Origin of the sequence: Gorillibacterium timonense (assembly GCF_001457415.1) — a bacterium.
Taxonomy (GTDB): domain Bacteria; phylum Bacillota; class Bacilli; order Paenibacillales; family NBRC-103111; genus Gorillibacterium; species Gorillibacterium timonense.
Genome location: NZ_LN881722.1, coordinates 643,257 through 664,302, shown reverse-complemented (window position 1 = coordinate 664,302; position 21,046 = coordinate 643,257). Strand labels below are relative to the sequence as shown.

Here is a 21,046-nt window from a genome sequence, read left to right as displayed (position 1 = left end):
ACCTCTCCGTTTCCGTTTGATTTTCTCACGAAATAAAAAACCGCACCTTCGCGTGAACGGTGATGATCTATCACCATTGTACCAAAGGGCGGTTTTGTTTTGGGAATTACTTGATATACATCCGGGTGAAGTATTCCTCCAGCATCCGCTTGGTAGCGAAAGGCTCGCGCGTCGTGGCGATGCTTCTCTTCATCATCTCGACCCACTTGGAGCGGTTTTCATAGTAGGTAGGGACAACCCGCTTCAGCAGCGTTTCATAGAGCGCGTCGCTGTCATGCTTGTCGAGCAGTTCAAAGTCCTTCGTCTCGAAGCCGTCTCCGATCTGCCAGCCATTCTCTCCGTCCAGACACGCCTCCGGCCACCAGCCGTCGAGGATCGAGCAGTTCAGCACCCCGTTCATCGCTGCTTTCATGCCGGAGGTTCCGCTCGCTTCGAGCGGACGACGCGGATTGTTCAGCCAAACGTCCGAGCCGCGCGTCAGCATCGCTCCGATGGTCATGTCGTAGTTTTCCAGGAAGACCACGCTCTTCGGATATTTTTTCATCATGGCGACAAGGTTGCTGACAATCCGTTTTCCGGTGTCGTCGAGCGGGTGTGCCTTGCCGGAGAAGACGATCTGGATTTTACCGTCCTTCAAGTAAGGTTCAATCAACTCCGGCTGGGAGAAGATGAGGTCGCTGCGCTTGTAGGGAGCCGCCCGGCGGGAGAAGCCGATTAACAGGTTTTCCGGATTCAAACGGATGCCCGATCGCTTTTCGATAAAGTCAACGAGCTCTCCCTTAACTTCAGTATGGGCTGCCCAAAGATCTCCGTCTGCTTCAAAGGCGCGCGTCATGCGCTCATCCACCCAGGTAGGCGTATGAATGGCGTTGGTGATGCCGATGATGGCGGATCGTCCGGAGACTTCCTTCCACATCTTGTTCGCCGTATCCGCGTGAAGCTGAGCTACAGCGTTCGAGATGCGGGACAACCGCAGCCCGGCAACCGTCATATTGAAAGGCTCGCCACCGATGCGGACCATCTGATCGCGGGTTAGCCCGTTGAAGGCTCCCATGTATTCGAGCTTGTCGAGCGGATGCTCTTCATTGCCTTCCTTGATCGGCGTATGCGTGGTGAAGACCACTTCTTCCCGCGTCGCCTTCCAGGCTTCTTCAAAGGTGTAGCCGTCGAACATCTTCTCGCGGATCAGCTCGGTGGCAGCGAGGGCGGCGTGCCCTTCGTTGAAATGGTAGACGTCGATGGGGATGTTCAGAGCGCGCATCGCTTTAACGCCGCCGATGCCCAGTACGATCTCCTGCGCGATCCGTTCTTCTCCGAACCAGCCGTACAGCTGACCGGTGATCCAAGCATCCCCATTCTCAGGAATGTCCGTATCCAGTAGATAAAGCGGGCTATTGCCGAATTGCTCTGTCTTCCACACCTTGCACACAACCGGAATGCCGCGTACCTTAACCGTGACCTTTACTCCGGTATCTTCGAGGAAATCATATACATAGTTATGGTAGGTGTCATAGGGCTTGCCTTCTGCATCGATCCGCTGATCGGTATAGCCCTGCTTCCACTTGATGCCGATCGCGACAATCGGAGCGCCGATGTCCTTGGCCCCCTTGATATAATCGCCTGCGAGAATACCGAGTCCGCCCGCATACAGTTTAAAATCGGAATGAAGTCCATATTCCATGCTGAAGTATGCGACGGTCGGCCATGCTTTTACGTTCATTCGATACGCCTCCTGATCCGAAATGGTGGTTGCCCGCGATTGCCATTGCATATAGGCATTACCCACAAGACAATCGTTTGCATTATTGATTGCACATGAAGATTATATGAAAGCGATTACGGTATCATAATAGCACTATTTGAAAAAACGGTCTATACTTTTCAGGCAAATCAAAGCAATTTTTCCGGCTAATTCGCCATGTTTTGCGCAAATATTTGTGCAAATGATACACTTATTTGCATCATCCATGCTGCAATTAACCCGATTTCCCATGAAACAACGCGATTTTTGATCGGTACCCTCCTGCCCTCTTCGTTCAATTTTTTATCACATTTTCATTTGCTGTAATTTTCCATAGGAAGGAGATACTGAACGTATCCGTTCTATAGAAAAATGGAGGTTGGCTCATGTTGAATTTGACCCGCCTGTTAACGGGAATCTCCGCCGACGGCGATTCTTTGCGTTATTCTCCGCATGCCGCTCAAACGAAGCACGGGGTGTCCTCCGGGCGCGGGCCTGTTGTCGTCTGGAATGTTACCCGGGCCTGCAATCTGAACTGTCTCCACTGCTATTCCAATGCGACGGCAAGCGGGGATGCCGATGAACTCTCCCATGAGGAAGCGTTGGCCTTCATCGACGATCTGGCTGCTTTTCACGTTCCCGTCCTGCTTTTTTCCGGCGGAGAGCCCCTCCTGCGGGAGGATCTCTTTACCTTGATCGAATATGCAGCCGCCCGTGGAATCCGGCCCGTCGTCTCCAGCAACGGAACGTTGATCACAGAAGAAACGGCACATCGCTTGCAAAGAGCGGGCACCGGATATGTCGGGATCAGCCTGGACGGAAGCGAGGTAGGAAATGACCGTTTCCGGGGAGCACCTGGCGCCTACCGCGGAGCTCTTGCCGGAATCCGTCACTGCTTGTCCGCTGGTCAGAAGGTCGGCTTGCGCTTTACCCTCAGCCGCCACACCTATGAGGATCTCGATTCCATCCTTCGCCTCATCGAGGAGGAACGGATTCCCCGGGCTTGCTTCTATCACCTGGTCTACACCGGACGCGGGCAGCATTTACGCGAGGAGGATATCACCCGGCAGGAAGCGAGAGACGCTGTGCTGCGCCTGATCAAGGCTGTGCTGGACTTCCAGAGGCGCGGCGTGGGAACGGAGATCCTCACCGTGGATAATCATGCCGACAGCATTCTCTTCTATCACTATATCAAGGAGAATCATCCGGAGACGGCCGATACGGTTCTCGCTCTCTTGCAAAACAACGGAGGCAACCGCTCGGGCGTTGCCTTCGGCTGCGTCGATTGGCATGGCCATGTCTACCCGGATCAATTCACAAGGGACCGCTCTCTCGGCACGATACGCGAACGCCCATTCAGCGCCATTTGGACCGATCCTGATGAACCTCTCCTCGCTTCCCTCCGAAATCGCGGCTCGCTGCTCAAGGGTCGGTGCGGCGAATGCGGGTGGCTCAACCTGTGCAATGGTAATTTCCGCGCTCGCGCAACGGCTGAAGGCGATTTCTGGAGCGAGGACCCTTCGTGCTACCTCACCGATGAGGAGATCAGGCCGGATAACCGGCTGTTCGCGGGAGTACCTCGTCCATGCTGATCTCCTGGAACGTAACCAAGGTATGCAATCTCTATTGCAAGCACTGCTACCGCAGCTCCGGGCCGGATGCACCGACAGACCGGGAGCTGACGACGGAAGAGGGCAAGCAGCTTCTAAGTGAAATCCGAAAGGCCGGATTCCGCCTCGTGATTCTGAGCGGCGGGGAGCCGCTCATGCGGGAAGACTTATTCGAGCTGATCGCATACGCATCCTCTCTTGGACTCCGAACCGCCCTCGGCTCGAACGGAACGCTGATCACGAAGGACGTGGCGGTTCGGCTGAAGGCTGCGGGACTTGCGGGAGCGGCGATCAGTCTGGACAGCCACGATCCTTCCTTCCATAACGACTTCCGCAATCGGTACGACGCATGGGAGAAAGCGATCGAAGGCATCCGCCGCTGCCAGGAAGCGGAGCTGGATGTTCAGATCAACATGACATTATCGGAGGACAATGCCTCTCATTTCTCCGCCGTCGCCGATTTAGCCGAGGAGCTAAATGTTCGTGCGCTCCATCCATTCTTCCTTGTGCCAACGGGCCGGGGGACCGCGATCGAAGACGATATGCTGAGGCAGCTCCGCTATTTCGATGTCCTGCGGGCCGTCCTCGATCGCGGCAAGAAGAGCCGCCTCGACATCAAGCCGACCTGCGCTCCGCAGTTTCTGCCGATGGCCCGTGACATGGAGCTTCCGATGCGGTATACCCGCGGCTGCCTGGCCGGCCTATCGTACTGCTGCATCCTTCCGGACGGCGAGGTTCATATCTGTCCGTATCTCCCGGTCAAAGCCGGGAGCGTTCGCGAGGCACCTTTCGACGAAATCTGGCGGGACAGCGAGGTATTCAACCAGCTGCGCGATTATTCCGGCTATGGCGGGGCGTGCGGCTCATGCTCGGACATCGGCCTATGCGGCGGCTGCCGAGCTCGCGCTTACCGCTATCACAATGGAGATTATATGGCGGAGGAGCCTTGGTGCTACAAAATCCGCACTGGAACGTCTCCATTAACAGAGGAAGAACCGAGGCAAGCCTGTCCATCCCCTCGGCCCGCAAAGGAGAACAAGCGATGACAGGTTCTACAAGTTCTCCGAACGACCCTGCGGTTTTGATGGACGCGCTTGACCGCAGGCTGCTCAATCTCATGCAGCGGGGACTGCCACTCGTGGAGGACCCTTTTGAGCCAATTGCGCAAGCACTCGAGGTATCGGCGGGCGAATGCTTGTTACGGCTTGAACGCCTGCAAGAGCAGGGGTACATCCGCCGGATCGGCGCCGTTCTAAACCCGTCACGGCTCGGATTCACAAGCGGCCTGCACGCGCTGGAGGTCCCGGAGGACCGTTACGAAGCGACAGTGCAGCTCATCAATACTCATCCCGGCGTAACGCACAACTACCGCCGAACTGGCCGATTGAACCTGTGGTTCACTCTGTCTGTCTCTTCCGATACGGATAAGAATCGCTTTATGGACCGCGTCCTTCAGATCTCTCGGGCAAAGCAGGTTTACGATTTCCCTTCCGAGGAAGTGTACAAGCTCAGGGTCTATCTTGATATGGAAGGAAGTTCCCCAGGAGCCGAAATTCCTGTCGGACCGGATTCCGCCGAGCCGTCTGATCGACCGCTTGACTCTCTCGATCTTACGCTGCTCCGCTTGGCTCACGATCTCCCTCTCTGCCGGGACCCCTACGGCTGTTTGGCCGAACGAGCCGGCTGCACCCGAAAGATAGCGCTCATCCGCCTCGAAGCTTTGTCCGCATACGGCGCGCTCAAGCGGATCAGCGTGATTCTTCGGCATCGGCACGCGGGCTTCGCCGCCGGTGGGATGCTCGTCTGCCAGCTTCCGCCCGGCTGCGTGGCTGAAGCGGGCAGGCAATTGGCTGCCCGCTCCGAGGTCAGCCACTGTTATCGGCGCAAGGCCTACCCGGATTGGCCCTACAATCTCTATGCCATGATTCACGGGCACACCGAGGATCAAGTCCGCGCCATAACCCACGGTTTTCTTCAAGTATGGGGGGAGCGGATGATCGCCCACGACTTGCTGTTCAGCACGGCGGAATGGAAGAAGACCTCCTTTTCGCTATAAACACCGCATAGCCCCTTATGGAACAGAAATACCCGGTACTACAGAAGCGCACCGAATGTCCCAACCCGCTTCGGATTCCTTTTACAGAAAAGAAGGAATTACCATGAAAAATGTCGAATCAAGTGGGAGGCCACGGTTGCTTACAAAATCTTACACATGGAGTTGCTACGATGATCTCCCGGATAGTCTACTATGTTGTGTTTCCGCTCTATGTGGTTTTTGTGGTGTATTCTTCCATCACATTAGGAAAAGACCTGAATGAGGCGATGCTCATTAGTCTAGGCTTGCTGCTTATCGTCAGCATGTTCTCGGACATTCGGTTCCCGAAGCAGGTTACGCTCTTTTCTGTGCTACAATTTCTGATTTTATTCAGTTTCCATTATGTCTCCCAGTTGAACTGGTGCTACTCTCTTTATATCATCCTGCTCAGCAAGGTGCTCTATCCCATCAAAAAGGTGTCTATTGCCATCTTTGTCGGCGCCATGTCCATGCTTCTGTACACGGGAGCTCGATTGTCTTATATGGACGTCACCAAATACAATTATCTGGCGGTCGTCTCGGATTTTCTAACCTCGCTAGCCGTCGTCTTTATCATTCAGTACATCGTCAAGACCGAGCGGGAAAAGAATCAGCTGATCGAGCAGATCGAACGGGAAAGCAGCTTCTATCAATCGGAAAAGCTGAAGGTCATCGGAGAGCTGGCTGCCGGGATGGCGCATGAAATCCGCAACCCGCTTACGACCATCAAAGGCTTCCTGCAGCTGTCCAAAAGCCAAAATTACAACATCAAGCCGTGGTACGAGCTGCTGTCGGACGAAGTGGAACGGATGACCGAGTTGACCGGCGAGTTTTTGGAATTTTCCAAGCCTCGGATCACCTGCTACCAGGTTAGTTCCATGCACGAGTGTCTGCAAAAGGTCATCTCCCTGACGGAATCCGAAGCTCGTATTCTGCGTCACCAGCTGCAATATAGCGAATACTCCCCCGATCTCCATGTCTACATGGATGCCGACAAAATGGTCCAAGTCTTTGTCAATCTGATCAAAAACGCGCTCGAAGCGATGACGGAGCCAGGCAAGGTCACCATCCGGCTATACAACAGCAAAGGCTGGGTTCATGTGGTTCTCACCGATACCGGTAAGGGCATCCGTCCGGCCGATCTCAAAAAGATCTTCGATCCCTTTTTCACCACCAAGCAGACGGGAACCGGCCTCGGCCTCTCCATCTCCCTGAAAATCATTCAAGACCACGGCGGCAAGCTGGAGGTTTCCAGCACCGAAGGCCAAGGCACGAGTTTCATGATCCGGCTGCCCTTGCGCACTCGGGAAGTTATAGAGGCGACTTGATTGGAATTCCGACATCTGGGTTTATGCCGGATCGTCATGCGCGTCTTATATCCAAGGAGGCTCTCTCTCGATGAAGTTGAATCGACAGCTTGGCATCCTGATGCATTTGCTCGCCCACGACAAAACGACGGCCCGAGAGCTGGCCGAAAAATTTGAAGTTTCCACCCGAACCATCAGGCGCGACATGGAAGACCTGTCCATCGCTGGCATTCCGATCTATACGTCACAAGGGACGGGTGGAGGAATCCGGCTTATGGAGGGTTATTCCTTGTCGCGCGTTCTTCTCGACGAAAAGGAAAGAGCCCTTCTCCTCACCCTGCTATCCAACCTATCGTTTACGCAGGATATCGGAGCCGAGGGAGTCCTCGCCAAGCTGAGCGCCTTGTTCGGCTCGAAGGCCCAGGATGAATGGCTGCGGGTCGATCTGTCGGGCTGGGGGCCGCGTCACGAGGATGAACAATTTGCCGTCCTTCGCAATGCCATCGAAGCTCGCCATTTGCTTGAACTCACGTACATCAACGCCGGGGGCTTGCCGGAAGTGCGCAGGGTCGAGCCGATGACGCTTCACTACCGCGGGAGTGGTTGGTATCTATGGGGCTGGTGCCGACTGCGCGGTGGCTACCGGACATTCCGGCTTTCGCGGGTCATTGCCCTCGCCGTGCTGAACGAGCCTTTTGTCCGCCGAACCGGCTCCATGCTCGCCTATGAGCAGGAGCAAGCGGAGGAGCAAGCGACCCGCAAGCAGGAGCCGCCTCTCGTCCTGCATCTGCGTTTTCGCTCCCCGTCCATATCCCGTGTCTACGATCTGTTTCATCGGGAGACCCTTGAATTTCTGGATTCGGGGGACATTGAGGTCAAATGCACCTGGCCGCTTGACCGCTGGGTGATCTCCGCTTTGCTTTCCTTCGGATCGGATCTCCTCGTCCTCTCCCCCTCCTTCCTACGGGAGGAATTGCAAGCCGAAGCAGCCAAAATTGTTGAGCGCTATGCCGAGCAATAAGCTCCTGGAAACAAGAAGAACCGGAGGCGCCGTTCTTCATAAAGCAATTGGACACTGTTGTCCAAGTTCAGCTTCACACTGAAATCGGACACTGTTGTCCACTTCCTTTTTCCTATAAAGAAGTGGACACTGTTGCCCACTTCTTTTTCATTAAAGAAGTGGACAACCTATTGTCCACTTCCCAAAGGTAAAATAAAGACATCCCCTGAAGGAGAGTGAAGATGATAATGACCGCCCTTGTCTTTTGCCAAAGCTGTGCGATGCCCCTTGCTCAACCGGAAGATCACGGCACCCAAACGGATGGCATGCTCCATGAAGAATACTGTTGTTACTGCTTTAAAGATGGAGGATTTACCACTGAAGAAACCATGGACGAAATGATCGAATCCTGCGTTCCGCATGTGTCAAACGGAAATCCTTATCCAGATGCAAATACAGCGAGAACGGCCATGAAGGAATTGTTCCCTAAGCTGAAGCGCTGGGCGGCTTCGCCTCTATCGTAAGCACCACAGATCGAAGAGAGCGGATCGAATAAATATAACGGTGTGGTTCGAATGCGCGGCAGACGCATAGCGAATCGCGCCGTTTTTCTATGGGGATTGTCTCTCGCAGCCGCTCGGCTTACAATGGTAGGATACGACATTTGAAGGGAGCGGTCCCTTGCGGACCGTCGGGAGGAACAACCATGAAGCTGATAGGCGAACGGATCTACCTGCGCCCTCTGGAAGAGGAAGACGCAGCCGTCTGGACCGAACACAATGTAAAGAACCAGGACCACTTCCAAGCCGTTACGCCCGCGCGCGACGAAAGCTATTATTCCGAGGACTTCCAGTTGGACTGGATCCGCCATTGTGCGGAGGATTTCCGTGAGGATCGACAGTATCACTTCGGCATCTTCCTGAAAGTGAACGATGAGCTCATCGGCGGCATCAGCCTGTTCCAAGTACAGCGAAGATTCTTTCAACGAGCTATGATGGGATACAGCCTGGACAAGGACTATGAGGGCAATGGGTACATGACGGAAGCCGCTCGGCTGCTGGTGGATTTCGGCTTCCGGGAGCTGAAGCTGCACCGCATCTGGGCAGAGGCCAAGCCGAGCAACCTCGGCTCCATCCGCGTGCTCGAGAAGGCCGGCTTTGAGCAGGAGGGCATCGCCCGCAAAAACGTCATGATCAACGGGCGCTGGGAGGATCATACGGTGCTGTCGATCCTGAATCCCGAGGAATAAGAATCCGGAGGAATTGATGGCTTAGAAACCGCTGGAAGCAAAAAGACCTCCGCCTCGTAACAGGCTTGGAGGTCTTTGCTAGTTAGCGACAATGACGAACGGGCCGCCAGTCGTTGTCCGATACGCCCCTTCGCAATCGGGAGGGGTCCCCCTTCAGAATACTTAGCTTAAGGACTAGGAGAAGCAGAAACAGGGCTGCCGGACGGACTTGCCGAAACCGAAGGGCTGGCAGAGCCCGCAGGACTCGCTGAACCTGCAGGACTCGCCGAGCCTGTCGGAGCAGCCGAGCTGTCCGGGCTGATCGAACTTGCAGGGCTCTGCGAAACGGAAAAACCTCCGGGAGAGGGGGACGGGAGCAGCGTCGGAGACGGAGAACCGTCACCGCCGCGCCCCGAGCGACCGAACAGGAAAACGGCTGTTGTTCCGAGAACGAGGACAAGCAGGAGAAGGGACAACGATCGTCCATTGCGCTTCACGAAACGCAGAACCGGATTTCCACCATCCTCGCGGATTGTCGAGATCACTCTCCGGAATTCCCTCGGCAAAGCTTCGTCCGTCAATTGGCGATAGCGTTTCCGGTCCTTCAACGCTTTCCGATCCACCTCGGTAAAATACTTGCGCAAAGCATTCCGGTAAGCGGGCTTCAGCATTTTTCCGCTGCCGTCGCGGAAGGCCGGTTGAGTCGAGCTCCAGATAAGGAAATTATCGAGCTCCCCGGTCCCTTCCGTTTCGTTATGGATAAAGGTCAACAGATCGAAATAGGAGACCGGCCGATCTTCACCACCGGTCCGGAAGCTCCATTCGGTGAAGGAAAACAAAAGGGTTCCATACTGAGGAGGATGCACCCGACCCTTCAAAAACCGGCGCACCAGTTCTTGAATTCGACCCATTTCCCCTTCGGTGTACGCCTCGATCGGAAAGCGTCGCTCCTCTTTATGGGGCGATGCGGCCGCCTCATGACTTCTAGCCTTATCGGCTGGAAGCACCTTCCCTCCGAGCGGATCATCGCCATCCGGGGCGGACTTCATCCCCGTGCCCAAAGCGGCAACCGGCCCCAGATTCACCATAGCCTCATAGACGCCGCGCAGAACTCTCAGCTTGGAGGCTTGCTCCTCCGTGAGCTCCTCTCCGGTTAAGAGCCGGTCTTCCGCCAGAATATAACCGGCCTGCATGACCTCCGCATACGTGCTTGTGGACAGCGACAGAGAATCGAGAACGACTCGCGCCGTTTCAATCTCCAGAGCATCGCAGAACGCTTCAAAGCCCTTGCGGCTGGAATGAGCCTTGTACAGCTGCGAGCAGAAGCGAAAGAGACTTTCTCCGGCCACCGCATGATCGCCTGACTTCAGCAGCGCCCTGCGGAGCTTGTCCCGAAACTGATCGATGAAGTACGGAAGCCCGAGCGAGTCGAAGGAATGACTGGCCCAGAAGACGATTTCCTCCTGCAGCTCCTTCACGGTCTTCACGCGGCTCATCCGATCGGTCAGAAATGCTTCCTGCAGAGCCGAATATCGAATGTCTCTTCCCGTGCGTTCGTAGACTAGCCGCTGAAGCTCTGAATGCTTGCGCAGAGCCTCACTCGCTTCCGCCATAAGTCCGGACGTCGCAGCCTTCCCGTTTCCTTCGCTCGCAGGCAGCGTCTGTGCCGCCAGCCCGTCCAGGAACTCGATGACGGCGCTTACGATCTCCTCCTTATTCTCTACAGGAGCGGCCTCATAATAGTCCATATACGCAGCCAGCGCGCCAAGGGGCAAGGGTGACCGCTCTCCTCCCACAAGGGAGCTGTTGCTCTGCTCTTGCCGCAGCAATGCCAGGAGCAGCTCATTTAGCCTCGGCTTCTTGTCATGGCCGCCGACCTTGAGGTAGCGGAGGATTCCCGACGCGATCTCCCCTTTTTCCAGTGGATAGCGCTCGTAGTCCCCCCGGCCTGTCCGATAAATGGCAGCCAGCTCCTGATAAGCGGCAAGGGAGATCTGCTCGGCAGCGGGAAAACCATCCAGCGCTTCGGCCGCGAAATCGTAAAACTCCGCAAGCTCGCTCGGCGCATTCCGCCATTCCCATACCATCTCGAGGAAAGCTGATTTCGTTCCTGGCTCGGGAACGGGGAACCGGCCGTTCGGGAAGTCGAACACGATGTCCTTCCCCATGGAACGGTCTCCCGGCCGAATGCTGCCTTTTTCCACAACCATGAGGTCGATGCCCTTCTTGCCTTGCGGTTCGTTGTTATAGGTGGTAAACCCGAAGCGGCGGCGCACCTCGATCGGAAGGCCGACATAGAGAATCTCCAGCAGGCTCGCGGCGAGCTTGGAACTTTCGCTGACGTCGGCATCGAGCGCAACATAGACCTTTTTCTTCGAAGCAATCGCCGTGAAGATCGCGGCGAGGAGCGCCTTGAAGACGGCGTCTCCGACGCCTAAGCGAACGAGGACAGCGTCCCTCTCTTCGGCCGATGCCGCTGCCCCATGCGGCAGTTGGTCAAGCTCAGGAAGGTCCTTGCCTTCACTTTCGTCATAACGGTTATGAAAAGCGGTCACCCTCAGAAGCGAGGACGGGTGCTGAAGGAATTCCTCGGCGCGGGTGCGCGGAACAACAAACTGATGAATGAAGACAGCCTCCCGCTGACCGGTAAAATCCGATCCACTGAAGACGGCACGACCGATCACAAGCTCGCCCGACTCCGCCGGGAACACGGTCAGTGATTCCGGATAACGGGCTGGATCGAGTTCCCCTCGCCGAATCAGCTCTTGCGGGGCTATGTAGAGGCAATAGGGATGAAGAGTCTTCCGGATGAACGAAGCCTCGAGGCCGGAGGATTTGGCCACTGTGTCAAAGCCTTCTCCACCTTGAAACAAGCCTTCGCGGCCCCGCGTGTAATAATGCTGCTGAATCTTCGCCTCCGTCATCGGGAATCTCTCCCCTCGATGTAATCGAGCTTGTGCAGCAGCCAGACGAAGGGTTCATCGACCCGAACCGGCGACACGACTCCTTCGATCTGCTTGTTCACCGGATTGCTGCCGAGTGCCGAGACGGCGAAATACGCGGTGTTGGTGAAATACACATCGACCGCATCCTTGAAAGGACGGTCCACCTTCTCGAGAAATCGCCGGATTTCCCCATCGATGTTGGAGAACTCCGTCAGGTCCAAATGCTCCGCGTGCACGACATTGCGGAACACGTTGCTGTTCGTATCAATGTATGCTCCGTGCTCTTCCTTCAGATGCTGCAGCATGTCGCTCTTGGTGAGGACGATGGCGGTCGGGATATCCGTCTTGGACTTCTCATTGTGGCCGATGAAGTTTTCGAAGAGGGTGATGATGACATCGCGCGGCTCCGCGTGCCGGCTTGCCAGATCTCCGCTTCCTTCCCCTAGACCGATCAGCAGCCGGTCGCGGATGGTCCGAATCTGCAGAGGATCGACCATGAAGAGAATGCCAGAGGAATTCTGGATATGCGCCGCATAGATGTCCAGATAATTCCGGTCGGTCATCCCTTCTCCCGCCACATCGAAGAATACGAGAGTAAGCGGCGGCAAATTCTCATCCTTGAACACAAAGTTGAAGATGAACGGCTCCATCTTCTCAATCTTCTGAGTAGCTCCCAGCATCCGGCCCTGCTCGAAGATCGGCTCCTCGTAATACGTACGGAAGCGACGGCTGATGTCGGCGTTCATCGGGATGCAAGCCGCTCCGAAGTTCGCTGCCGTCACCTGCTGCAGGGTATGAATCAGGGAGGTCATGTAGACGGATTTGCCTACCGACGTGGCTCCGATGATCGAAATGATGTTGCTCGGCACCTTCCCGGCTGAGATCGGAAGCTCGTTGTGACAGCGGGGGCAAATCCGTTTGCGAGTCGATTCGCCATGCTTGTCGATGATTCCGACCAGGACGTGATCGACATAGGTCCTGTTCTCCTCCGGAACGGATGCGGGGGAGATGACCGCCTCGATGTCACCGGCTGAGTCGAGATTGAACTTAGCGCGGTAACGGTCCAGCTCTTCATCCTCCTGAAGCCGGTATTCGGGATCGCCTTCCTTGTCGTGGGTGGCCCGGAACAGCACGTCTTCCGGTTGAAACTTGCTGAAGCAATAAGGGCAGACGATATCGTAAAAAGGCGGCTTGACCTTGACCGGAGTTCTCTGGAACAAGCCCCTCAGCGCTTTCAGCATGGATAGACCTCCTTTTGCGGTACTTGGCGAACCTCAGTTCAGCCGTTCAGCCGTTCAGCTGTGAATCAAATCAAACGCTTCTCCGTACACTTTACCGTCTGTAAAAAAGAGCTTGATGAAATCGTCCTTGCCGATTTCGATGTCCGGCAGCGCATTCGGACCGGGCTGCAGATCGGACAAAAGTGGATATGCCGTTCCATCCTGAACACTCTGCGGCATCGCTCCCGTTTTCTTGACGTAGCAGAGCGCTTCCTTCGGGACAAACACCTCCGGCGTCACGGTCATGCGAGCGACCTTTCCTTTGGAAAACCAGTTGGCTTTGTATTTGACGGTACAGTGGATCTTGGCCTTCCCCATGCTGAACATAGTGGAATTCCCGTCATCCTGCTGGGCGTATACTTGAATCACTCCATCCCGACGTTCTCCGGGGTAGATGCGATAGGCATAGGAGCCGTATCGGTCGAGGTGCTTCCGATAACCGCCGTTTGCCTTATACTCTTCGCGGGTATACAGCTTTAGCCGTTCGCGCGGGGGATACGTCCCGAACGACGCTCCGTCCGAAGACCCGCCAGTTGATAGCAGTTCCCAAGTCGAAGCCTCGGAGCCTTCTCCCGGAACGAATCCAAGCAAATAGACAAAGGGCAGACCCGCCGGCCAGTTCCAGGTGAGCACGCCCTCCCGGTCCTGGACACGGCATGCCGCTCCTGTTATTCTGCGTTCCTGCGGAACTTCCGTGATCCATTCCCAATCCTTCATCTGCATCACCTTCTGTCAAAGCTGCCGCTGCTCGCACGGCCATAATCATCGGCTGGACCTCGTCCCGGTCGATTCATCGAAGCCGCGCTTCCGAGAGAACCGGACGTCTTCACCGGAATGAGGAGCGGTGATAAGGCCAGTACAGCAGCCAGGATGAGGTCAGCCAGAAACCGACCGAATCCTGGAGCAATCCCCATCCCCATCCAAAACTCCACAACCGTGCCTGCCAGAATGCCGGCGATGGCGCCGCCAAGGGTAAAGCTCTTGGCCAGGTGACGGTTGTCGAAGACAATGCCTAGCGCAAGGCCCATGAATGCTCCGATTCCCGCAAACAGCAGTACGCGCAGGAACCGATAATAGAGACTGTCGCCGCCATTCTCGGAGCGTTCGCCCATCAAATGCCAGCCGCGGTTCAAATCATAGATCTTTGTAAAGACGCCGGACAGCTCACCCGCGCTTCCGATCCCGTGATAACTGCCGCCCGTCCGCTCAGCCAGCTCTTTAAGCAGCTTCGTCGCATCGGTATTGGTATTGTTCATGCCGACGGTATGAATGGCAATCCCCTTTGCGCTATAAGGTCCCGTTGCATTCGCCAGATTCACGTCGCTGTATCCGTCCGAGATGAGGATGACCATGCTCTTGCGCGGATTCGTCCGCGAATCGAGCTGTTCGACTGCGAGATCCAGCGCTTTCGCGATATCGGTCTGTCCGGCGGCACGGTAGCTATCCAGGCGGTCGGCCACCGCATCCCGGTCGGCCGCGTCTCTCAAGGGAGACAAGGGCTGAAGCAGCTCGGGCTGTTCATTGAACAGAATCACCGCCACCTGCTTATGGGAGTCCATACGGCGGATGAGCTTCTGCGCCGCCTCTACGCTCTCGCGTTTCGGATCGGTTTGCAGCATGCTTTCGGATTTGTCGATGACGAGTACGATATCCTGCGCCGGCTCCTGCTTCCCGAGCCCGAAGCCGTAGAGAAACTGGAAGATCGCTCCGGCGGAGAACAGGATGATAAACGCCGCGGGAACGAGCAGCTTCCAGCCGGTACCGGAATGCCGGAGCCTCCAGCCTTGCCCGGCGATCTCCGGAGAGACGGTTTCGGCGAGCAGGCAGAAAAACACCGTGGCGAGGCCGAGAACGCCGAAATAAAGCGCCATGAGCCATACATTCGGCCACTCGGAACCAAATCGGGCAAGCAGGAGCTCTCCTCCCGCGAAGCCGATCGCTCCCCCGATCAAGCTGAACAGAAACAACATCAAGCTGAATTTACGCCGAACCATTCAAAATCCCCCTATCGTCTCCCGCCCTTCAGGATGAAAGCGGAAGCCGTTTTGAACATAGGTGCTGTAATATTTCTCTGCATTGCGGACATACAGGGCATCGGCGAGCCGGAAGCCGCCCATGATGTTCAGCTTGTCGATGCCGCTCGTCTTCTTCTCGTGAACGCAACCGAGCTGGTAGGTCCGGCTGCCCCGGTCAAGACCAAAGGAATATCGGATGAACTCGCTCTCGTAATCGCCAAAGAAGTATTTCTCCTCATAGCGGTGCTTCTGCGTATAGTGAAACAACGCTATACGGATCGTAGCCCCGCTCTCCAATCGCTCATAGAGATCGCGGAACAGCTCCTCCTTCGGCAGGATCAGGTTCTGCTCCTCGAACCGGACGGTCACATTCGCCCGTTCCAGCAGCTCTTCCTCAAACGATTGACGGAATACGGCATCCGTGAAGACTTCGTTTCGACAGACGGCAATCAAGCGCTCTAGGAGCTCGGAGGTCCCTTTCTCCAATAGCCGCGTGACATCTCCAAAAAAACGACCGTCGAAATAAAAATCGGGACCACGTCGCGCGACCAGGCTCTCGGTGATCCGCTTGGTCTGCAAGCCGTAATACTCCGGGAGGTTGCGGCTGAGGTAATCTCCGTAGCTCCCCGTGTGCTCTTTTACCGCCTGGTCCAGAACCGCTGAGAGCTCGCCAAGCTGTTCCACCTGCCGGGAAGAGCTCCGGTGAAGCAGGGCTAGCACCTCCTCCCATTTGTCCAGAAGAAGCTGTCTCGTCTCCAGAGCGAGGATTTGATACCGCAGCGGATAGATCGCTTCGAGGAGCGCTCGGCGGAATTTGCGCAGGCGGGCACCTGCCAGCATCCCTCCGGCCGGAAGCTTGTCGGCCCGATCGTCCAGCACCGCCTGAAGCTCTTCCCGAGCAACAGTGAGCTGCCGTCTCGTCTCGGTCTGCTGGCGGTGAATCTCTTCGAACAGCCCCGTCTCCGTTCGCGGCCGCGTCCAGTGGTAGACGGAATAGAAGCTGTAAGGCGGCTTGAGTCCTTCGCTCAACCGCCGCGCGGTTTCCTCCGCGAGGGGAAGAGCCTCCAGGGCATCGCGAGCCGCCGCTTCAAAATGGGTTTTGAAGAAGGCAGCGTCGATGCCTCCATACAGCTCCTCAAGCGCTTCGCGGAGGTTCAGCCTCTGCAGGTCGGCAAGCTTCGCGCTGCGGGACAGCAGGGCATTCAGCTCCTCAAGCGCCGATTCGGGCGGAAGCAGGCTGAGCGTCAGCCGGGCCACCGAAGAAGCGTCAAGTCCGAACAGCTCGGCGGATTCGTCGGGAGGAATCCTCCCGGCTTCTTCCAGCCTGGCCGTGAAGGACCGGAAGAACTGCTGGAGAACCGTCGCCGCAATCGCTGCATTCGGTCTCCTTACCTCCGCATAGCCTGCGGAGGAATATACATTCTCCGGTACGGCCGGGTTCATGATGCTCTGCTTGTATTGCAGGTTGTTGTAGAGCCCGCTCTCCCGGTCGAACTCGTGAACGGTCCGCCGGTTTTTGAGCAGGCTCAGGCTCGCGATGGCGCGGTAAGCCCGCTCGAGGCCATCCGGTGCAAGGAGCCCCGCTTCATCCTTGTCGGAGAGCAGGTAAACCAGATCAAACAGCGGTGAAGGGCCGTGCTCCAGGGACAAGGAGAAGCCGTCCTGAGTCAGCAGAAGCGGCTCGTTCAGACGGAAGCTCCGCAGCTGAAAGCTGTCCAGCTCCTTGAGAAAGCTGAGTCCGAGCGAAGACGAATAAGCAAAGTCATCTCCCGCCTCCCCTTCCTTCAGCAGAGTGAACAGATCCATTTGGATATGCTTGAAGGATTCGCCCAGTATGCCGCGGGTCAGCAGCACCGCTTCCGGCAGAAGTGCATTGGCAGGATCGTCCGCTCGGGTGATCACGGCGAGGCTCAGCCGCCCGAAGCTGCCGAACTGCAGCCCGTTCTCGGCAAGCCGCGTTCCGGCTCGACGGATTAACCGATTGAGCTCCGCCAGCGTCTCCTTGTCTTCCCGGAACCTGCGGTGGAGTTCAGGCCGCACCGACTTGCGATCCGCTTCCCCTTGCCCGATAGAAAGGGAGAGAACTTCATCCAAGCCCTCCACCGGCTCGTTTTCATAGAGATGCAGATAGACGATGGCGGAGCTATTCACGCACTTGCGCTTCATCCGGCGGTGAACCGCGCGAAGCGCTTCACCCGCCTGGTCTCCAATGCACAGGAAAACGAGGGGATGGTAGAGGCTGCGCTGCTCGTCTGCCTCATCCGCTGCGTGGTCGGTCTCGTTGTCATACTCGTATAGAAATGCCTGTATACGTTCGCGCATCGGCTTATGCATCCTCCGGGAGCAAGCCGGGACCGCCGCGGAAACCGGCAAGGCCGGGACCTTGGCAGCCCGGCCGTTCTTGTCGGCCGCGGGTGCGGCTTACTTGATCGTCTTCCAAATGTCGTTCACTTTCCCGGCAACCTGCCGGTAGAAGCGGTACATCTCTTCCCCGTTCACCAGCTCGGCTCGGTCGAAATCGAGGGTTTCCTTCGCTTCCTGATAACCGGCCGCCATGACTTCCAGCGACGTAATCAACTGCTCCACATCGGCTGCGGAGGTCAGCTTCTCGCTGCGCTTTGCCGCCTTGCGTTCCAGGAGGGCAACCTTCTTCGCATCGAGAGACCGCACTTTCTCATAGATGGCGTAATCGACGAACTTATTGACCCGAAGCAGGTTGACGAACGGTTCCCAGGCTTCTTCCTCCGCGTCGTGGTCATAGACGAATTGGGCGCCTTTCTTCACGATGGTACCTGTGTACAGGGCCTCCACAAAGAGATTCAACCATTTTTCCTCGTCCTGATGAGCGCCGATCACGGCATTCAACTGGTCGATTTCCGTCTCGATTCGTTCATACTTGGCGATTTCCCGGCGCACCTCTTCATAGAGCCCTGGGTAGCGGATGAGGTTCTCCATCGCCACCTCGCGGCTCACACTGCCGAAGATCTCCCGGCTTGCCGTCTGCTTCAAGCCTTGGTCCACCAAGCTCTTTAATTCAGCCGCTGCCTTCTTCACTTCGCCCAGGTTCGGCTTGCCGCCGGTGAGCTGCATGTCGAAGCGGGCCAGAAACGCCGCCGAATCGTACGGCTCCGTTAGGATGCACTCATACCGGTTGGAGGTATTGGATTCGATCGATTTCTCACGGATGATCCTGCGGCGCTCGGCTTCCTCGAATAGGGTACGGATGGCTGCATTGTGCTTTTGGACCCGTCCGTTCTCATAAGTATCGCCCCACGACTTTTCCGGAATCGGAGACGGCAGGTTCACCCAATTGATCTTATCGGTCTGGACCAGATGACGTCCCGTTCCTTCTGGAAGCAAGATTGTCTTCTCGTAGCTTTCCTCGTAGCTCTTGAGCGGCGCGTAGGAGAAGAGCGGCACCCCGTTTTTCGTGTTCAGCCAGAAGATGCGGTTCTTCACTTCGCTTTCCTTGACGGTAAAGCGGGAATTGCCGACGGAATGGGCCTCGAAGTTTTTGATGCCCTTGTAGATATTCGGAGCCTTGACCGGTACCGAGACAAAGCCGTAGGACGGGAAATGAAAGCTGCCCGAGCTGTTGCTCAGGTGGAACACCGGAACCGCTTCTTCGTTCAATCGTTTGGCGATGATCTTTTCCATGATGCTTTCAATGGACTCGTCTTTGCCGTATTTGATCAGCAGGAAGTCCTCCATCGATTTCGTGATCAGGTCACCGAATTGATCGGTCATGAATTCCGAGATGGACCCGACCACATCGACCTCCGTATCCTTGATCCAGCTCGCCGATTTGTTCAGCAGCTCCGCCGTGAAATCGCGAATGAGGTCTTGGACGTTTTTCTCATCCATGATGCCGTTAATGACCCGCTCTACATCCGGTACGCCAACAATGTTCCAGTAGTAAGTGCGATTGCCCTTGTGGTCGACATTCTCCTCGCCCTTGGCGAGAATGTTGCCGTTCTTCTCGAAGATGACATTCAGGGCGTTGAGCAGCTCCGTAAAGACGGAATAAATTCGCGAGTTCTGATCATTCAGCGTCCGGTACAGATCCTCGTAAAAATCGACCATCTGCTCCATCCGCTCGCGGTCGGAGTAAAGCTCATATTCCTGAATTTTGGCATCGATGTAGAGATCCTTTTTCTTCTCCTTGGAGATAAAAGCGTCCCGAGCATCCCCGAGCTTCTGCTCGGATGCCGCCTTCGCCGCCTCGATATCCTGGGGAATGCGATAGAGCGATTCCCGCAGGCTCTCGATATAGGAGCGGATGAGCTCAAGAAGGCTCGCTCCTTTATTGGTATAGATCAACCGGTTCGCGTAGAACGGCCCCTGCTCGGGATTCAGGAAGACGCGCCGGATCTCCTCGGTGAAGCGTTCGATCAGCTCCCCGGGCAGTTGGCGGCGAGCCTTGATGTATTCTTCGCGGGCACGGGTCAAGAACTGCTGCTCCAGCTCCGTATCCATGCTCACGGCCTGCAGCTTGATCAAGTTCGCGTAGCTGAGCCGCTCGCTGTTCTGATAGCCAGGAATCGGTTCCGGTACCCGCTTGAGGAATTCCCGGTGCACCGCGTCCAGGTCCATGCCCAGCTTGTGCGCCATCTTCTCGACATCCTCGCGAGAAGGAGACACCTGGAACATCGTTTCCATCTTGCGGAACAAGCGATAGGCGAGGTAAGTCGTCATTTCCTCGATCGGCAGCACCGCCGAGGAAGCTCCGATGATGTTGTATTGATAGTTAGCCGCATAGGGCTTCGACATCTGATTGATGTTGCTGCGGATGTTGCTAATGTAGTCGTGGATGGCGAATTCTTCGCCGGATTGCTTCTCTTCCATCGCCATGAAGTTGGTGATGTTCTCGGCGGTCACGTTCATACAATAGTCATAAGCGTTCTCTAAGAGGCGGCCGTCGAGGTTCGTCGCCGAGATGAGATGGGCGAGATTGAAGGGCGGCAGGGGGGAATTCACGCTGAGGATATTCCCGTAGCGCTGCTTGAAGCGCTCCCCGCGTTCATCAGCGTTCATCCAGTAGTCGAGTTCCTTCAAGGCGGCGTAACCGTTCTTCTTGATGTACTCGCGGGTGTGGTCCGTGAGGCTTTTGTTGGACAGGTTCACGTCCGGCATGAACAGATAACCGAGCAGGCTCACCTTGTCGACGCCTGCATCGGCATACTCCCGCTCCATGAGGCCGCGGACGATGTAGGCGATGTCGAGGAAGCCGCCGCTGCCCGTACCGCCGCTAAGACCCGTGAGCAGGAACACCATCAGCTTCTTGTTTGTGCCCTCTGTCAGCGTCTTGATCTTCTTCTCGATCGTCTGGACCACCTGCACGATCTTCGTGAACAGCAGAAGACGGCCGGTCTGGCGGTTGCCGGAAGCCCCGCCGACCCCGTCCGTAACAATGATCTCGGGAGAGAGCCATTCCGTTATGTACGGCTCCAGCACACTGCGGTTTTGCAGCAGGCTTCCGATCTCGGCGTTCGAGAGAAGGACGAACTCGGTGAGCGGGTCTAGGCCGATGCCCTTGTATTTCTTCTGAAGCTCGCCTTCGTTCGTCTCAAAGCCGATGTATTCGATATTGTCCGGCTTCTCCCGCTTCTTCTTGGAGAGCGGGTCGTTCGGAAGCCGGAAACGCCGGTTGATCTGGTACTTCAAGCGGAGCAGGGCGTCGATGCCCGTGCCGCCGAGCCCGATGACGAGCATCGGGTTGTCGATGGTGTCCACTCGGATCTTCTCGGAGACGATGCCTCCGCCAAGCGATACATCAAGCTGCTGGATATGTTCGCGGACCAAAGCTTTCATTGGTTTTCTGCCTCCTGCCAGAGCGCTTGTTCGGA

Annotated in this window: 14 protein-coding genes; 7 read left to right on the top strand and 7 right to left on the bottom strand. The window is 56.3% G+C overall.

The window, feature by feature from the left end:
- Nucleotides 1-106 precede the first annotated feature (106 nt).
- Nucleotides 107-1,720, bottom strand: coding sequence for an alpha-glucan family phosphorylase (gene glgP / locus BN2684_RS07465; protein ID WP_058301511.1), 1,614 nt, complete (start codon nt 1,718-1,720; stop codon nt 107-109).
- A 407-nt stretch (nt 1,721-2,127) separates the two neighbouring features.
- Between glgP and BN2684_RS07460 the strand changes: the two genes are divergently transcribed.
- From BN2684_RS07460 to BN2684_RS07430, 7 genes are all read left to right on the top strand, one after another.
- Nucleotides 2,128-3,333: a radical SAM/SPASM domain-containing protein gene (locus tag BN2684_RS07460; RefSeq protein ID WP_058301510.1), complete on the top strand. Its 1,206-nt coding sequence runs from the start codon at nt 2,128-2,130 to the stop codon at nt 3,331-3,333.
- Nucleotides 3,327-4,397 carry a radical SAM/SPASM domain-containing protein gene (locus BN2684_RS07455; protein WP_082651816.1) on the top strand — a complete coding sequence of 357 codons (1,071 nt, stop codon included), beginning with the start codon at nt 3,327-3,329 and terminating at the stop codon, nt 4,395-4,397. Before BN2684_RS07460 ends, BN2684_RS07455 begins: the two co-directional genes overlap by 7 nt.
- A complete protein-coding gene (ahbB, locus tag BN2684_RS07450) occupies nt 4,394-5,407 on the top strand; it encodes a siroheme decarboxylase subunit beta (RefSeq protein ID WP_058301509.1) in 1,014 nt (337 codons plus the stop codon). Before BN2684_RS07455 ends, ahbB begins: the two co-directional genes overlap by 4 nt.
- Before the next feature lie 170 nt (nt 5,408-5,577).
- Nucleotides 5,578-6,753, top strand: a complete 1,176-nt coding sequence (locus BN2684_RS07445; RefSeq protein ID WP_058301508.1) for a two-component system sensor histidine kinase NtrB — start codon at nt 5,578-5,580, stop codon at nt 6,751-6,753.
- A 70-nt stretch (nt 6,754-6,823) separates the two neighbouring features.
- Nucleotides 6,824-7,753, top strand: coding sequence for a helix-turn-helix transcriptional regulator (locus BN2684_RS07440; protein WP_058301507.1), 930 nt, complete (start codon nt 6,824-6,826; stop codon nt 7,751-7,753).
- A gap of 221 nt (nt 7,754-7,974) precedes the next feature.
- Nucleotides 7,975-8,256: a zinc ribbon domain-containing protein gene (locus BN2684_RS07435; RefSeq protein WP_082651813.1), complete on the top strand. Its 282-nt coding sequence runs from the start codon at nt 7,975-7,977 to the stop codon at nt 8,254-8,256.
- Between the two features lie 182 nt (nt 8,257-8,438).
- Nucleotides 8,439-8,981 (top strand): GNAT family N-acetyltransferase, encoded by a 543-nt coding sequence (locus BN2684_RS07430; protein WP_058301505.1) that lies wholly within the window; start codon nt 8,439-8,441, stop codon nt 8,979-8,981.
- Between the two features lie 167 nt (nt 8,982-9,148).
- Here BN2684_RS07430 and BN2684_RS07425 read toward each other — a convergent pair whose 3' ends face one another.
- The 6 genes from BN2684_RS07425 to BN2684_RS07400 form a co-directional block, all read right to left on the bottom strand.
- A complete protein-coding gene (locus tag BN2684_RS07425) occupies nt 9,149-11,884 on the bottom strand; it encodes a GAP1-N2 domain-containing protein (protein WP_058301504.1) in 2,736 nt (911 codons plus the stop codon).
- A complete protein-coding gene (locus BN2684_RS07420) occupies nt 11,881-13,146 on the bottom strand; it encodes a TRAFAC clade GTPase domain-containing protein (protein ID WP_058301503.1) in 1,266 nt (421 codons plus the stop codon). The genes BN2684_RS07425 and BN2684_RS07420 overlap by 4 nt, the downstream gene beginning before the upstream one ends.
- A 54-nt stretch (nt 13,147-13,200) precedes the next feature.
- Nucleotides 13,201-13,902 carry a hypothetical protein gene (locus BN2684_RS07415; protein WP_058301502.1) on the bottom strand — a complete coding sequence of 234 codons (702 nt, stop codon included), beginning with the start codon at nt 13,900-13,902 and terminating at the stop codon, nt 13,201-13,203.
- Nucleotides 13,903-13,907: 5 nt separating this feature from the next.
- A complete protein-coding gene (locus BN2684_RS07410) occupies nt 13,908-15,179 on the bottom strand; it encodes a vWA domain-containing protein (RefSeq protein ID WP_058301501.1) in 1,272 nt (423 codons plus the stop codon).
- Nucleotides 15,180-17,522 carry a hypothetical protein gene (locus BN2684_RS07405; RefSeq protein ID WP_058301500.1) on the bottom strand — a complete coding sequence of 781 codons (2,343 nt, stop codon included), beginning with the start codon at nt 17,520-17,522 and terminating at the stop codon, nt 15,180-15,182. It abuts the gene before it with no gap.
- Between the two features lie 99 nt (nt 17,523-17,621).
- Entirely contained in the window at nt 17,622-21,011 is a 3,390-nt protein-coding gene (locus tag BN2684_RS07400) for a tubulin-like doman-containing protein (protein ID WP_058301499.1), read from the bottom strand.
- Nucleotides 21,012-21,046: the final 35 nt, after the last annotated feature.

Coding starts and splice junctions, on each gene's coding strand:
- BN2684_RS07400 (WP_058301499.1), bottom strand. CDS start 21,011: ATGAAAGCTTTGGTCCGCGAACATATCCAGCAGCTTGATGTATCGCTT.
- BN2684_RS07405 (WP_058301500.1), bottom strand. CDS start 17,522: ATGCGCGAACGTATACAGGCATTTCTATACGAGTATGACAACGAGACC.
- BN2684_RS07425 (WP_058301504.1), bottom strand. CDS start 11,884: ATGACGGAGGCGAAGATTCAGCAGCATTATTACACGCGGGGCCGCGAA.
- BN2684_RS07415 (WP_058301502.1), bottom strand. CDS start 13,902: ATGAAGGATTGGGAATGGATCACGGAAGTTCCGCAGGAACGCAGAATA.
- glgP (WP_058301511.1), bottom strand. CDS start 1,720: ATGAACGTAAAAGCATGGCCGACCGTCGCATACTTCAGCATGGAATAT.
- ahbB (WP_058301509.1), top strand. CDS start 4,394: ATGACAGGTTCTACAAGTTCTCCGAACGACCCTGCGGTTTTGATGGAC.
- BN2684_RS07430 (WP_058301505.1), top strand. CDS start 8,439: ATGAAGCTGATAGGCGAACGGATCTACCTGCGCCCTCTGGAAGAGGAA.
- BN2684_RS07445 (WP_058301508.1), top strand. CDS start 5,578: ATGATCTCCCGGATAGTCTACTATGTTGTGTTTCCGCTCTATGTGGTT.
- BN2684_RS07440 (WP_058301507.1), top strand. CDS start 6,824: ATGAAGTTGAATCGACAGCTTGGCATCCTGATGCATTTGCTCGCCCAC.
- BN2684_RS07410 (WP_058301501.1), bottom strand. CDS start 15,179: ATGGTTCGGCGTAAATTCAGCTTGATGTTGTTTCTGTTCAGCTTGATC.
- BN2684_RS07460 (WP_058301510.1), top strand. CDS start 2,128: ATGTTGAATTTGACCCGCCTGTTAACGGGAATCTCCGCCGACGGCGAT.
- BN2684_RS07455 (WP_082651816.1), top strand. CDS start 3,327: ATGCTGATCTCCTGGAACGTAACCAAGGTATGCAATCTCTATTGCAAG.
- BN2684_RS07420 (WP_058301503.1), bottom strand. CDS start 13,146: ATGCTGAAAGCGCTGAGGGGCTTGTTCCAGAGAACTCCGGTCAAGGTC.
- BN2684_RS07435 (WP_082651813.1), top strand. CDS start 7,975: ATGATAATGACCGCCCTTGTCTTTTGCCAAAGCTGTGCGATGCCCCTT.